The organism is Novosphingobium sp. (assembly GCF_039595395.1).
Taxonomy (GTDB): domain Bacteria; phylum Pseudomonadota; class Alphaproteobacteria; order Sphingomonadales; family Sphingomonadaceae; genus Novosphingobium.
The window spans coordinates 3979749-3992518 of record NZ_JBCNLP010000001.1; the positions used below are offsets into that span (position 1 = coordinate 3979749).

Genomic DNA, 12770 nt, shown 5'->3' on the forward strand with positions numbered 1-12770 from the left:
TTTCTCGCTTGAGAGGACTTTCGCATGCTTACTCAGATCCTGGCCGCTGGCGAAACCGCCCCCCAGAACAAGTTCGGCTTCATGGAAGCCATGCAGCAGGGCGGCGCCCTGTCGTGGACCATCGTTACCATTCTGGCGATCTTCTCCTTCGGTTCGTTCTTCATCCTGTTCACCAAGTGGAACGATCAGGCCAAGATTTTCCGTCAGCTCAACGGTCTGGGTGCTTTCTGGAAGGCCCCCACCCTGAAGGACGGCGTTGCCAAGCTCGAGAAGAACAGCGCCGTGCGCGATCTGGTCGAAGCCGGTCTGACCGCTGAAGAGCAGCACTCGAAGCTGGTCGACGCCCTGGAAGCCCATGACTGGCTGCACGGCTCGCTGGCCCGCACCGAGGGCGGCATCAACGCCTATCTGGCTCGCGGCCTGCCCTTCCTCGCCACCGTGGGTTCGACCTCGCCTTTCGTGGGTCTGTTCGGTACCGTGGTCGGCATCTACCGCGCCCTGATCGCCATCGGCATCGCCGGTTCGGCCTCGATCGACAAGGTTGCCGGTCCCGTCGGTGAAGCTCTGATCATGACCGCCATCGGTCTGCTCGTGGCCGTTCCCGCCGTGCTCGCCTACAACTTCCTGATGAGCCGCAACAAGCGCATCGCCGAGCTGCTGTCGAACTTCTCGAACGACATTCTGGCCTACATCAACTCGAAGGGCACCATCAAGCCGGCTGCTGCCGCTGCTGTTGCCCCCAAGGCTGCTCCGGCTCCGGCCGCTGCCAAGCCCGTCGCGAAGGCCTAAGGCTGTATGACGTAACGTGATCGGATCTCCCTGATCCGATCACGGTTCAGGCGGGCGGGGCGGCTTAGGCAGCATGCGGCCTCCCGCTCCTCCCCCTTCCCCTCCGGGGGATCATGCAAGAACAGGATAAAATCCCATGGCAATGTCAGTAGGCGGCGGCGGCGAAGACAAGCCGATGTCCGAAATCAACACCACGCCGTTGGTGGACGTCATGCTGGTGCTGCTGATCATCTTCCTGATCGCGGTTCCGGTCGCGATCCAGACGATCAAGAATCTTCACATCCCGATCATGGTTTCTTCGGAATCGAAGGACAAGGTCGAGAACCTGCTTCTCTCGGTGGCCACCACCGACAGCGCTGGTCGCAGCGCGGGTGATCCGGGCTACGAAGGTTCTTCTCGCGGTGGCGAGTGCCGCATCTATTTCAACAACATCATGCCGGTCGACGACACCGAGCTGCGTGATCAGGCCTTCAAGCGTCTCGATGCCATCATCAAGCGCGAAGGCGGTCCCGAAGCTCTGAAGGCCGAGCCCGACAAGGTTCCGCAGGTTCACATCCGTGCCGACGTCAATGCGCCCTGGCGCTGCGTCGCTGGTGCGATCTACAACGTGCAGATCTCGGGCTATCCCACCGTCGGCTTCATCTCGACCCCGGTCGATCCGAACGGCTAACCATTCGGTCGGCCCACAGACGACGATCTGACTGGGCCGCCTGATTAAGGAGTAATGCTCATGGCTATGTCAGCCGGAAGCGCCGAAGGCGAACCGATGAGCGAAATGAACACGACGCCGTTGATCGACGTCATGCTCGTGCTGCTCATCATGTTCATCATTACCATCCCGGTGGCCACCCATGCGGTGAACATCGATCTGCCCGGACCTCCGCCGCCCAACGCGGTGAAGCCCCCGGTTGACCCTGTGAAGAACAAGGTCGTGCTGACCGCCGATGACCACATCGTGTGGAACGGCACCCAGATCGACGAAAGCGTTCTGGCGGCCAACCTGCAGACCTCGACTCAGATGAACCCTGAGCCCGAGCTGCAGTACCAGCCCGACGCCCAGGCCGGTTACGACCTGGCGGCTCACACGCTGAACCTGATCAAGGCTTCGGGTGTGACCAAGTTCGGTTTTGTCGGTAACGAGCATTTTGCGACGTTCGGCAAGGCACCGGGTGCCCCCAAGGCTCAGTAAGCCTCAGGCACTTGATAAACGGATTGAGGGGCGGAGAAATCCGCCCCTTTTTCTTTGGGTGAAGAGGAAGGCCCGTCAGGCCCCTACCCCATCGCCCCTACCCCATCGCGACTGCGGCCAGTTCCTCGGCCTCCAGCAGCAGCGCATCATCGGCGGCGCCAGCAGGCAGGCTCTCGCGCCCGATCATGCAGAGCACCGGCACCGCCAGCGGCGAGACCTGCTCCAGCACCTCATGCACCAGCCCCTGTTGAGCGCGCACCAGCGTATCGGCCACGCGGGCCACATCGGTCATCCGCGCGCGGGCATCGGCCCAGGCGGCATCGAGCAGCAGATGGTCGGGCTCATAACGGCGCAAAACGTCATAGATGAGGTCGGTCGAGAAGCTGACCTGCCGCCCGGTCTTGCGGGTGCCGGGAATCTGGCGCTCGATCAGTCCGGCGATCACCGCCACCTCGCGAAAGGCGCGGCGCAGCAGATAGGAATCCTGCACCCAGGCGACGAACTCATCGGTCAGGATTTCCGGCGAGAGCAGCGCGGCGGGATCGGTGACCGGCTTCAGCCCCCAGACCGCCAGCGCATAATCATTGGCCACAAAACCCAGCGGCGACAGGCCTTGCGTCGCCATGCGCCGTGTCAGCAGCATGCCGATCGACTGGTTCGCGGGCCAGCCGTCGAAGGTGTAGAACACGCTGTAGAAGCGGCCCTGATGGGGAAAGCTTTCCACCAGCAGGCTGCCGGGATCGGGCAGGCGTGACTTGCGCTGCTGCACCTCCAGCCATTGGCGGACATCCTCGGGGAACTCGCGCCAGCGCGCGGGGTCATGCAGCAACTCCTGCACCCGCCCGGCCAGATGGCTGCTGATCGGGATGCGCGCGCCCATATAGCTGGGGATCGCCCCGGCCTTGCGTGAGGCCCGCACCACCAGCGCGCCATCGGCCAGCCCCTCCACCTCCAGATCGAGCCCGGCGAAGCGAAAGGTGCTGCCGGGGCCAAGCTGGGCGGCGAACTCCTCCTCCACCCGGCCCAACGCCTTGCCGTTGCGGAAGCGCACCTCGATCATCTCGGCATCGACGATGATCCCGGCGTTCAAGCGATGCCGCCCGGCCATGTCGGGGTGCGACAGACGATACCAGCCGGGCCTACCCTCGGGCACGATGCGGCGGAAGCGGTCATAGGCCGTCAGCGCATAACCGCCATGGCCGATGAAATGCAGCACGCGGTCCCACTCGGTCTCACCCACCCAGCCATAGGGTTCGGCCTGACGAATCTCGGCATGCAAGGCCGAGGCCTCGAAAGGCCCGGCGCAGGCAACATTCATCACATGCTGGGCCAGCACATCCAGCGCCCCGGCGCGAAAGGGCTCGCCATCGCGCTCGCCCGCCGCAACGGCATCGCGGGCCGCCATGGCTTCGAGAAATTCGAAACGGTTGCCCGGCACCAGCAGGGCGCGGCTCGGTTCGTCCAACCGGTGGTTGGCGCGGCCCACCCGCTGCAGCAGCCGCGAGGACCCCTTGGGCGCCCCCATCTGGATCACCAGATCGACATCGCCCCAATCCACCCCCAGATCGAGGCTGGCCGTGCAGACCAGCGCCCTCAACCGCCCCTGCGCCATGGCCTCCTCGACCTTGGCGCGGGCTTCCTTCCCCAGCGAGCCATGGTGGATGCCGATGGGCAGGTTCTCCTCATTCACATCCCAGAGGAGCTGAAAGATATATTCCGCCAGAAAGCGCGTGTTGGTGAAGACCAGCGTGGTGCGATGCGCGCGGATCGCCGCCATGATCTGCGGCACTGCCCAGGCGGCGGCATGGCCGCTCCACGGGATGCGGGCACCTTCGGGGAGCATCACCTCGACCTGAGCCGGAGCGCCGGGGTCGCCCAGCACCAGCGTTACATCCTCGCGCCTGCCGTTGGGGGCCAGCCAGCCGCGATAGGCCTCCGGATCGGCCAGCGTGGCGGAGAGGCCCAGGCGGCGCATCTGAGGCGCCAGAGACTGGATGCGTGCCAAGGTCAGCGCCAGCAAGTCGCCGCGCTTGCCTTGCGCGAAGGCATGGATCTCGTCGACCACAAGCTGCTTCAAGGTGGAGAACAGCTCTGCGCTTTCAGGATAGCTGATCAGCAGCGCGAGCGATTCCGGCGTGGTCAACAGCACATGGGGCGGATTGCTGCGCTGGCGGGCCTTGCGTTCGGAGGAGGTGTCGCCGCTGCGCGTTTCGATCCGCAGGTCCAGCCCCAGATCCTCGACCGGCCTCATCAGCCCGCGCCGCACATCCTGCGCCAGGGCCTTGAGCGGCGACACATAGATGGTGTGCAGACCCTCGCCGATCCGCCCCTCGACGGCATCGGCCAGCGTGGGGAGGAAACCGGCCAGCGTCTTGCCCGATCCGGTGTCGGCCATCAGCAGGGCATGGGAACCGCCGCCCGCCGCCGCCAGCATCTCCAGCTGATGGCGCCGCACCTGCCAGCCGCGCCCGGCAAACCATGCCGCCAGCGCTTCGGGCAGAGCGGGCCGCAAGCCGGGAGGGGGCAGGCTCACCCCAGCGTCACGCCGACAGCGGCCAGCCTCGCCTTCAGATCCGCCATCACCCGGTCCAGCGCCATCGCATCATGCCCTTCCGCCCGTGCCGACAGCTTGGCCTCCGTGTTCGAGGCGCGCAGCAGCCACCAGCCATCCGCCGAGGTAACGCGCAGACCGTCGATGGGGTTCATCTCCAGCCCCTCGGCCTCCGCAACCTCCTCCACCGCCCGACGCACCGCCGCCACGAGATCGAGCGGGCGCTCGCCCGGCGCCACGGCGATCCGCAATTCGGGCGTCGCGGCTTTCTGCGGCAGGGCCGAGGCCAGATCGGCGATCGAGCGGCCCAGCCCCGCCGTGGCCGCCATCAGGCGCAGCGCGGCCAGCACGCCATCGTCAAAACCGTACCAGTTCTCGGCGAAAAAGATGTGGCCGGTCATCTCTCCGGCCAGCGGCGCGCCGCTTTCCTTCATTCTGGATTTGATATGGCTGTGCCCGGTCTTCCACATGCTGGGCCTCCCGCCGCAGGCCGTGACATGGTCGAACAAAGCTTGCGAGGATTTGACATCAGCCAGAATTTCCGCGCCCGGCAGGCGCCCCAGCAGATCCTGGGCGAGAATAGCCAGGATCTGATCGCCCCAGACCACCCGCCCCTGCCCGTCGATCAGCCCGATCCGATCGGCATCGCCATCGAAAGCCACACCAAAATCGAGCCGTTTCGCCACGACAAGAGCGCGCAGATCGGCCAGATTGGTTTCAACAGTGGGGTCAGGATGATGATGCGGAAAATCGCCGTCGACATCGGTGAAGAGCAGGTGATGCTCACCCGGCAGGCGGGCGGTCAGCGCCTCGATCACCGGACCGGCGGCGCCATTGCCGGCATCCCAGCCGATGCGCAGGGATCGCAAGGCCTCGGCATCCACACTGTCGAGATCGACGAGCAGCCGGTCGATGTAAGCCTTGAGGACCTCGCGCTGCTCCACAAGGCCCTGCGGGATGACCGGCGCCTGAGGAACCCCGCCGATGATCCTTGCATTGAGCCGCTGGAGATCGGCGCCGAAGAAGGGGAGGCCCGCGCATACCAGCTTGAAGCCATTGTGATCTTTGGGATTGTGGCTGCCAGTTACCTGAATGCCGCCATCCACTGGCTGGGCTGAAGCCAGTTCACCGAGCCGCAGCGCAGCCTCGGCGTAATAGAGCATCGGTGTGGTCGACAGGCCAATGCACACCACATCGGCGCCGCCGGCCCTCAACCCTTCGACCAGCGCTTCCTCCAGCCGGGGGGAGGACAGGCGGCCATCGCGGCCCACCACAATGCGCGGGGTCCTTGGGGCCGTCTTCTCGCGCATCACGGCGGCGAAACCGGCACCCACGGCGCGGGCATCAGCCTCATGCAGCGTCACATCCACCACACCGCGAATGTCATAGTCACGCAGGATCGACGGATCGAGGCCCTTACCCAAACGTGCCTCAGCCCCTGCCTTCACGGCCTCGCTCACCCAAAGCGCCTGTCACGCAGCACCAGCGCTTCCAGCAGCGTGTCGCGCGCCGCATTGGCTTCATGCACCAGCGCCTCACTGCCGCCGCGGTCGGGGTGGACCTTGGTCAGCAGGCGCTTGTGGGCCTCGATGATCTCGCTGCGGGTGGCATAGGCATGGATGCCCAGCAGATTGCGGGCCTTGTTCAGCGCGCGCTGTTCACGCTTCTCGGTGCTGTCGCGCCCGCCCCGGTCGATCGGCACGATGCGCCAGATTTCCCAAGGATAGCGGCCCAGCACGAATTTACACAGAAGCACCAGCACAAAAGCCAGTGAAATCAGCTTCATCATCCGTCCGGCTCCGCCTGCTTGCCCTCAGTTGCCGCATCGTTTTTGCGAAAAACCGGTTCCCACTTTTTCGCACGATGCTCTAGGTCAGGCCGTGTAGGACCAGCGCGCCGCTCCACCCGTCACCGGTCCCTGCGGATCAGAGGACGGCTGTTGGGGGGCGGAATTATAGGGGGCATGACCCGGAGATTGCTGTTCCTGAGGCGCATGCTGTACCGGTGCCGCATGCTGCACCGGTGCGGGCGCGGCAACCGGCTCCGCCTGCCGCTTGGGCGGCGCAGGCAGAGCCAGACCCGCGATCAGCCCGCGCAGCTCCTGCCGCGCGACCAGATGGCTGGTGCCCAGATCGCCCAGATAGTCCTTGTCCAGCAAGGTCAGCCCGGCGGGGAACAGCTCGCGATAGATCACGCGCTCCGACAGGCCCGAGGCGATGCGGAAGCCCACACGCTTCGACAGCTCCTGCAAGGCCTCGTTGATGCGGCGCATGTTGCGGGCCTCGATATGGCCGGTACGGTTGCGCACCACCACCCAGTCCATCTCGCGCTTGTTCTGCGCGATCGTGGCCTGAGCGCGCTTCTTGCGGGTTTCCCAGATCAGCTCGGCATAGAAGGACAGGCGGCGGACCTTGAAGGTCTCCGGGTCCACCTGACCGATTAGGTCGAAATCGACGAAGCTGTCGTTCAGCGGGGTGATCAGCGTATCCGCCGTGGTGGCGATATGGCGGGCGAATTCATCGTCACGCCCCGGCGTGTCGAAGATCAGATAATCGACATCCTGCGCCACCTGCTCGGCCAGCGCGTCCAGCTCTTCCACCGTGGTGCCCTTGAACACCTCGAACTTGGCGGTGGGCAGGGTGAAACCCTTGCGGCGCATCGTCTCGGCGCGGTTTTCCAGATAGCGGTGAAGCGTGCGCTGGCGCGGATCGAGATCGATACAGCCGACGCGCACCCCCAGATAGGCCAGCGCCACCGACACATGCACAGCCGTGGTGGACTTGCCGGTGCCACCCTTTTCATTGGCAAAAACGATGCGATGAGGGGAAGCCATAGCTGACCTGTTGTTGTGGCGGATGATCCACGCCATATTGCCCGTTGCGGCGCCAAGGCGCTAGGGAAAAGGCCAAGATTCCCCCACAAAGCTGTGGGCAAGGCACGGGACGCATCAGGCAAGGACAGGATAGAGTGCGGATCATTCACCATAAAGCGGCGCTGCGCACGGCAGTGGCGGGCATGCGCACCCACGGCCGGATCGCGCTGGTTCCCACGATGGGGGCGCTCCATCAGGGCCATCTGACGCTGGTGCGCGAGGCGAAAGCGCTGGGCGCTCAGGTGGTTGTCTCGATCTTCGTTAACCCTCGCCAGTTCGGCGCGGGTGAGGATCTGGACGCCTATCCCCGCCAGTTGGAGGCCGATGCCACCCTGCTGGCCGATGAAGGCGTGGCGATCCTGTGGGCGCCCGCCCCGGAAGAGGTCTATCCCGAGGGTTATGCCACCAACATTTCGGTCTCGGGCGTGTCGGAAGGGCTGTGCGGCGGCACCCGCCCCGGCCATTTCGACGGCGTGGCCACGGTGGTCAACAAGCTGTTCAATCAGGTGCAGCCCGATGTCGCGCTGTTCGGCGAGAAGGACTGGCAGCAGCTCGCGGTGATCCGCCGCATGGCCCGCGATCTGGATCTGGTGCATCCTTCGGTGGACAACATCATCGGCGTGCCGACGGTGCGCGAGAAGGATGGCCTGGCTCTCTCCTCGCGCAACGCCTATCTTTCGGCGGAGGAGCGGGCGCAGGCCGTCAGCCTGCCGACCGCGATGCGCAAGGCCATTGCCGCCATCGAGAAGCAGGCCGATGTGGCCGAAACGCTGGCCACACTTCAGGCCGAATTGCTGGAAGGCGGCTTCATCTCGGTCGATTACGCCGAACTGCGTGAGGCCGAGAGCCTGACGCCGCTGACGCAACTGGGCCAGCGCCCGGCCCGGCTGCTGGTTGCAGCGCGGATCGGCAAGGCGCGGCTGATCGACAATATGCCGGTTTCCACCAAGGGCTGAGCCAAACGAAGCAGGCGCGGGTCGCAGGGGTGGTTGCGCCGCCCGACCCCGCCTGCCATAGGAACCCGCGCCCTCTCCCTTTGCGCGTACAGGACGCTTTTCCCATGGCTGCATCTCCCCTTGCGATGGGGATCGATTTCGGCACCACCAATTCGGTGGTCGCTCTGGCACAGGATGCGAGCCACGCGCAGCTGGTGCCGCTGGCCGCGCCCGAGGGCACGCAATCGGTGTTCCGCTCGGCGCTGTGCTTCTGGCAGGATGAGCGTTCGCTGGCGCATGAGGCAGGCCCCTGGGCGATTGCCGAATTTCTCGATTTTCCGCAGGGTAGCCGCTTTCTGCAGAGCTTCAAATCGGTGGTGGCCAGCCCCAGTTTCGAGCATGCCAACCTCTTCGAAAAGCGCCTGCCCTTCGAGGAACTGGGCCAAATCTTCCTGCGCCATCTGCTGGCGCGCGGCGGTTCGGCGCTCAAAAGCCTGCCCGAAAAGGTGATCGTCGGCCGCCCGGTGCGCTATGTCGGCAACCGGCCCGATGAGGCGCTGGCCCGCAAGCGTTACGACGCGATGTTCGGCATGCTGGGGCGCGAGGTGCATTACGTCTACGAGCCGCTGGGCGCCGCCTACAGCTTCGCCTCGCGCCTGAGCAAGGCCGCCACCCTGCTGGTGGCCGATTTCGGCGGCGGCACCAGCGACTTTTCGATCGTGCGCGTCGAGGCCCCCGGCGCCGCCAAGCGCTGCACCCCGCTGGGCAGCGCGGGCATCGGCATCGCGGGCGACCGTTTCGACTATCGCATCATGGACCGGCTCGTGCTGCCGCTGCTGGGCAAGGGCGGCACCTATCGCTCCTTCGACAAGGTGCTCGACATTCCCGAGGGCCATTTCGCCGATTTCGGGGACTGGTCGCGCCTGGCGCTGATGCGCACCCGCCGCAAGCTTGAGGAACTGGCCCGCCTGCAGCGCAGCGCCACCGACCCTGCCGCCATCGCCCGCATGATCGCGGTGGTCGATAAGGAGCTGGGCTATCCGCTGTATGAGGCGGTCGGCGGGCTGAAGCGCACGCTCTCCGCGCAGGAGGAAGCGGTGTTCCGCTTCGAAAGCGCCGATCTCTCCATCGAGGCCCCGGTGCGCCGTGCGGACTTCGAAAACTGGATCGCCCCCGACCTGCAACGCATCGGCGAGACGGTGGACACGGCGCTGGAACGGGCCGGGCTGAACGCTGACCAGATCGACCATGTCTTCCTCACCGGCGGCTCATCGCTGATCCCCGCCGTGCGCGCGCTGTTCACCGCGCGCTTTGGCGAGGGCCGCATCGAAAGCGGCGAGGAACTGACCTCCATCGCGCACGGCCTCGCCCTGATCGGGCAGGATCCCGATCTCCATGACTGGACCGCGCGCGACGAGGACTAGGCGGTCATTTCCCGTGGCCCAGAGTCCAGACATAGGCCGCCACCGCCTTCACATCACCGGGCGTCAGCGCCGCGCCGCCCAGAGCGGGCATGGCATCGCTGGTCTTCCTGGGCTTGCTCACGCCCTCGGTGATGGTCTTGGCGAGGCCATCGACCGAACCGTCGCTCCACAGATAGTCCGGCCCCACCAGCGAGGCGCCCGCCGAACTGCCCTTCCCGTCCGAGCCATGACAGCCAAGGCAGGTGCCGCCCTTGGCCTGACCCAGATAGATCGCCCGGCCCAGCGCCACCTGCTGGGCACTGATCCCCGGCGGCAGGGCGGTGGGCGCGGCGGCAGCCTCTGACGGCTTGCCCACCCTGGCCTCGGGCGCGGCGGTCAGCCCCGCCGCAGCGGCACCATGGTACGTAATCCGCCAGATCCGCCCGCGCACATCGTCAGCCACATAGAGCGCGCCATCGGGCCCCACCGCCAGCCCCGCCGGGCGATGCAGCGCGCGGCCCGGCTCCTTGTAGGGCCCGGCGAAACCATCGGCGAAGCGAATCCATTGCCCGCTCGGCTTGCCGTCCTTCAGCGGCTGGAACACCACCTGATAGCCACCCTGAGGCGCGGGCGCCCGGTTCCATGAACCATGGAAGGCCACAAAGGCCCCGCCGCTGTAGGCCGCCGGGAAGGCATGGCCGGTGTAGATCGTCACATCATTGGGCGCCCAATGCGCGGGGAAGGCGACCAGCGGCGGGGTCTTGCTCGCGCAGAGCCCCTGGGTCTTGCCACCATCGCCGCCATATTCCGGGGCCAGCACATGGCGGTTCTGGAAGCCGTCGAAATAGCAGGTCGGCCAGCCGAAGTCGGCCCCCTTGAAGGGCGAGAAGAGGATTTCGGCGGGGCGCTCGACGCCCTGCTCGGTGGTGTAGAGCTTCGGCCAGTTCTGCGAGAGCTGATCACGCCCATGCTGCACGCCATAGAGGCGGCCCGTGGCATCGAAGGCCAGACCGCCGGTGTTGCGGATGCCCGTGGCCCAGCGCTCGGCGGGTGAGAAGACCTGCCCCTCCCTGTCGCCGCGATAGGCCCAGATGCCGGCGCGCGTCTCGGCCTCGACGCAAGGGTTGGCGCCTTTCGCGCCCGGCTGGCGGTTGGGGCTCTCGCAGGTGTTGCTGGCCGAGCCCGAGTTGACCAGAATCTGCCCGTTGCCGTCCACCACGAACGGGTGCATCGGGTGGTCGCCTGTCAGCGGCATGCCCTTCACGATCACGACCGCCGGGCCGGAGGGTGCGATGGCGCCCTGCTTCAAGGGATAGCGGATGATCGTGTCATGCTCCTCGGCAAAGAGGTAGCCATGCCACAGGGCGATGCCGGTGCCGCCCTTGGCCCCCTGCGCCTCAGGCGTGCCGAAGCGCACCACCGTATCGGCCACGCCCTTGCCCTTTGTGTCCCTCAGGCCCAGCAGAAAACCGCCCGCGGGCGCGGGTGGCGCATTGCGGAAATAGGCGCCCGACCACGTGTTGACATAGACCGTACCGTCGCCCGCCACGGTGAGATGGCGGGTATGGCCCAGATTGTCGGCAAAGATCGTGGCGCAGAAACCGGGCGGCAGGCTCAGCCCGCCATTGTCGCCGGGGCAGGCCTGACCGGATGGTTTTGCCGAAGGCTGGGCCGAGGCCCCCGTCAGCGCGAAAGCCGCGCCCAGACAAAGAGGCGCGGCCAGCAGCGCGCAACGCAGCAGTTTCGACATCGGCAAACCTTTCCCCAAAACAGGCCTTCAGGCCGGCCTGCCCAAAACGCCCCTGTTGTGACCCTGTTCAACGCCGGGCACAAGCCATGCCCGCATCATGGTCAGCCACTTTTCAAACGGTTATGGCTGCGGCTTTCCAAAGCTCCGTTGACGACAACGGCGCGCAACACAGGACGTTCCATGCTTCGCCGCCCCGGCTGGTTGCCCCTGCTGCTTTTGCTGATCCTGATCGCGCTGGCGGTCTGGTTCACCACGAACCCCGCCCAGCCGCCGCAGAGCATCCCCTCGCCTGCCCCCGGCATCGAAGGGCCAGCGCCGGACCATGGCCCGGTGGCGGCCTCCGACGCGGCTTGCGGCGATAATCTCTATCAGGGCGCGCGGCCCGATCTGCCCGGCAAGCTGGCGCAGGGGTTGGTCAGCGTGTGCTATCAGGGCTATGCCTCGGCCAGTTCGCCCATCAGCCGCACGCCCATGTGGTCCGCCGAGCATCTGACGCCGGGCCGCATCGCCCAAGCCCGCGCCACCGAGCGCGCCAGCGCCTTCTACCCCGAGCCCTCGCTCGACGCTGACATGCGCGGCGAGCTGGCCGATTATCGCCGCTCCGGGCTGGACCGGGGGCATCTCTCGCCCTCGGGCGATATGCCGGGGCATGAGGAGCAGCGGCAGAGCTTTTCCCTTGCCAACATCGCGCCGCAAAATTCGCAGCTCAACCGGGGCCCATGGTCGGATCTGGAAAGCCATCTGCGCGATTATGTGCAGAGCAACGGCGAGATCTGGGTGGTGACCGGCGTGCTGTTTCTGGGCGAGACGATCAACACCACCCCCGATGGCCGCGTGATGGTGCCCAGCAGCTTCTGGAAGGCGGTGCTGGTGCCGGGGCGCGGCGCGCTGGTGTTCGTGGCGCCCAACAAGGATGGCGGGCGGATCGACCGCGTCTCGCTGGCCGACTTCACGCAGCGCACCGGCATCACCCCCTTCCCCCGGCTGGATGCCCCCAGCCAGAACCAATTGGAGATCGACTGATGGAGAGCTTCAAGGCCTTTGGTGAGGCGCAGGCCATCACGCTGGGCGACCTGACTCTGGAGAGCGACGAGAGTCAGTTGGCGCTTTACGGAAAACTGACTCTGCTGGCCGACCAGCCCTCGCAGGAACGGCTCGACCATCTGATCGCGTTGCTCACGCAGGCCAGGGCCGATCTGGCCTCAGCCATCGCGCGCGGCGATGCGCCCGATCCGGGGCCGGACAAGCCGCTGCCCTCGGTGAAGAACCCCTTTGCCTGAC

The 12770-nt window shown here is 66.1% G+C and carries 11 protein-coding genes and 1 pseudogene; 7 read left to right on the forward strand and 5 right to left on the reverse strand.

Features of this window, described 5'->3' with window-relative positions:
• The first annotated feature begins 24 nt into the window (after positions 1-24).
• From ABDW49_RS18155 to ABDW49_RS18165, 3 genes are all read left to right on the forward strand, one after another.
• Positions 25-789 (forward strand): MotA/TolQ/ExbB proton channel family protein, encoded by a 765-nt coding sequence (locus ABDW49_RS18155; protein ID WP_343613669.1) that lies wholly within the window; start codon positions 25-27, stop codon positions 787-789.
• A gap of 136 nt (positions 790-925) precedes the next feature.
• Entirely contained in the window at positions 926-1459 is a 534-nt protein-coding gene (locus ABDW49_RS18160; protein ID WP_343613671.1) for a biopolymer transporter ExbD, read from the forward strand.
• A gap of 60 nt (positions 1460-1519) precedes the next feature.
• Complete coding sequence (locus ABDW49_RS18165; protein WP_343613673.1) at positions 1520-1978, forward strand: biopolymer transporter ExbD; 459 nt, start codon at positions 1520-1522, stop codon at positions 1976-1978.
• A 97-nt stretch (positions 1979-2075) separates the two neighbouring features.
• On the opposite strand, the gene ABDW49_RS18170 is transcribed toward ABDW49_RS18165, so the two are convergent.
• The 4 genes and pseudogenes from ABDW49_RS18170 to ABDW49_RS18185 all read right to left on the reverse strand — a co-directional run.
• Positions 2076-4511: a ligase-associated DNA damage response DEXH box helicase gene (locus ABDW49_RS18170; protein ID WP_343613675.1), complete on the reverse strand. Its 2436-nt coding sequence runs from the start codon at positions 4509-4511 to the stop codon at positions 2076-2078.
• Complete coding sequence (locus tag ABDW49_RS18175) at positions 4508-5989, reverse strand: phosphomannomutase/phosphoglucomutase (protein ID WP_343613677.1); 1482 nt, start codon at positions 5987-5989, stop codon at positions 4508-4510. The genes ABDW49_RS18170 and ABDW49_RS18175 overlap by 4 nt, the downstream gene beginning before the upstream one ends.
• Positions 5986-6318, reverse strand: a complete 333-nt coding sequence (locus ABDW49_RS18180; protein ID WP_343613679.1) for a molecular chaperone DnaJ — start codon at positions 6316-6318, stop codon at positions 5986-5988. Before ABDW49_RS18180 ends, ABDW49_RS18175 begins: the two co-directional genes overlap by 4 nt.
• A gap of 276 nt (positions 6319-6594) precedes the next feature.
• A pseudogene (locus tag ABDW49_RS18185) lies at positions 6595-7362 on the reverse strand (division plane positioning ATPase MipZ); the annotation flags it as partial.
• Between the two features lie 140 nt (positions 7363-7502).
• On the opposite strand from ABDW49_RS18185, the gene panC reads away from it, so the two are divergent.
• Both panC and ABDW49_RS18195 read left to right on the forward strand, forming a co-directional pair.
• A complete protein-coding gene (panC, locus tag ABDW49_RS18190; protein ID WP_343614372.1) occupies positions 7503-8357 on the forward strand; it encodes a pantoate--beta-alanine ligase in 855 nt (284 codons plus the stop codon).
• 104 nt (positions 8358-8461) lie between these two features.
• The gene (locus ABDW49_RS18195) at positions 8462-9760 is read left to right on the forward strand and encodes an Hsp70 family protein (RefSeq protein ID WP_343613681.1); all 1299 of its coding nucleotides are present in this window, start codon (positions 8462-8464) and stop codon (positions 9758-9760) included.
• A gap of 4 nt (positions 9761-9764) precedes the next feature.
• Here ABDW49_RS18195 and ABDW49_RS18200 read toward each other — a convergent pair whose 3' ends face one another.
• Complete coding sequence (locus tag ABDW49_RS18200; RefSeq protein ID WP_343613682.1) at positions 9765-11489, reverse strand: c-type cytochrome; 1725 nt, start codon at positions 11487-11489, stop codon at positions 9765-9767.
• A 180-nt stretch (positions 11490-11669) separates the two neighbouring features.
• Here ABDW49_RS18200 and ABDW49_RS18205 point away from each other — a divergent pair, with 180 nt between their 5' ends.
• A complete protein-coding gene (locus ABDW49_RS18205; protein WP_343613684.1) occupies positions 11670-12512 on the forward strand; it encodes a DNA/RNA non-specific endonuclease in 843 nt (280 codons plus the stop codon).
• On the forward strand, positions 12512-12769 hold the full coding sequence (locus tag ABDW49_RS18210; RefSeq protein WP_343613686.1) for a hypothetical protein: 258 nt from the start codon (positions 12512-12514) through the stop codon (positions 12767-12769). Before ABDW49_RS18205 ends, ABDW49_RS18210 begins: the two co-directional genes overlap by 1 nt.
• Position 12770: the final 1 nt, after the last annotated feature.

Bases quoted from the DNA above. Each gene is read 5' to 3' on its own strand.
- ABDW49_RS18160 (WP_343613671.1), top strand. From the start codon at position 926: ATGGCAATGTCAGTAGGCGGCGGCGGCGAAGACAAGCCGATGTCCGAA.
- ABDW49_RS18200 (WP_343613682.1), bottom strand. From the start codon at position 11,489: ATGTCGAAACTGCTGCGTTGCGCGCTGCTGGCCGCGCCTCTTTGTCTG.
- ABDW49_RS18195 (WP_343613681.1), top strand. From the start codon at position 8,462: ATGGCTGCATCTCCCCTTGCGATGGGGATCGATTTCGGCACCACCAAT.
- ABDW49_RS18210 (WP_343613686.1), top strand. From the start codon at position 12,512: ATGGAGAGCTTCAAGGCCTTTGGTGAGGCGCAGGCCATCACGCTGGGC.
- ABDW49_RS18155 (WP_343613669.1), top strand. From the start codon at position 25: ATGCTTACTCAGATCCTGGCCGCTGGCGAAACCGCCCCCCAGAACAAG.
- ABDW49_RS18180 (WP_343613679.1), bottom strand. From the start codon at position 6,318: ATGATGAAGCTGATTTCACTGGCTTTTGTGCTGGTGCTTCTGTGTAAA.
- ABDW49_RS18205 (WP_343613684.1), top strand. From the start codon at position 11,670: ATGCTTCGCCGCCCCGGCTGGTTGCCCCTGCTGCTTTTGCTGATCCTG.
- ABDW49_RS18165 (WP_343613673.1), top strand. From the start codon at position 1,520: ATGGCTATGTCAGCCGGAAGCGCCGAAGGCGAACCGATGAGCGAAATG.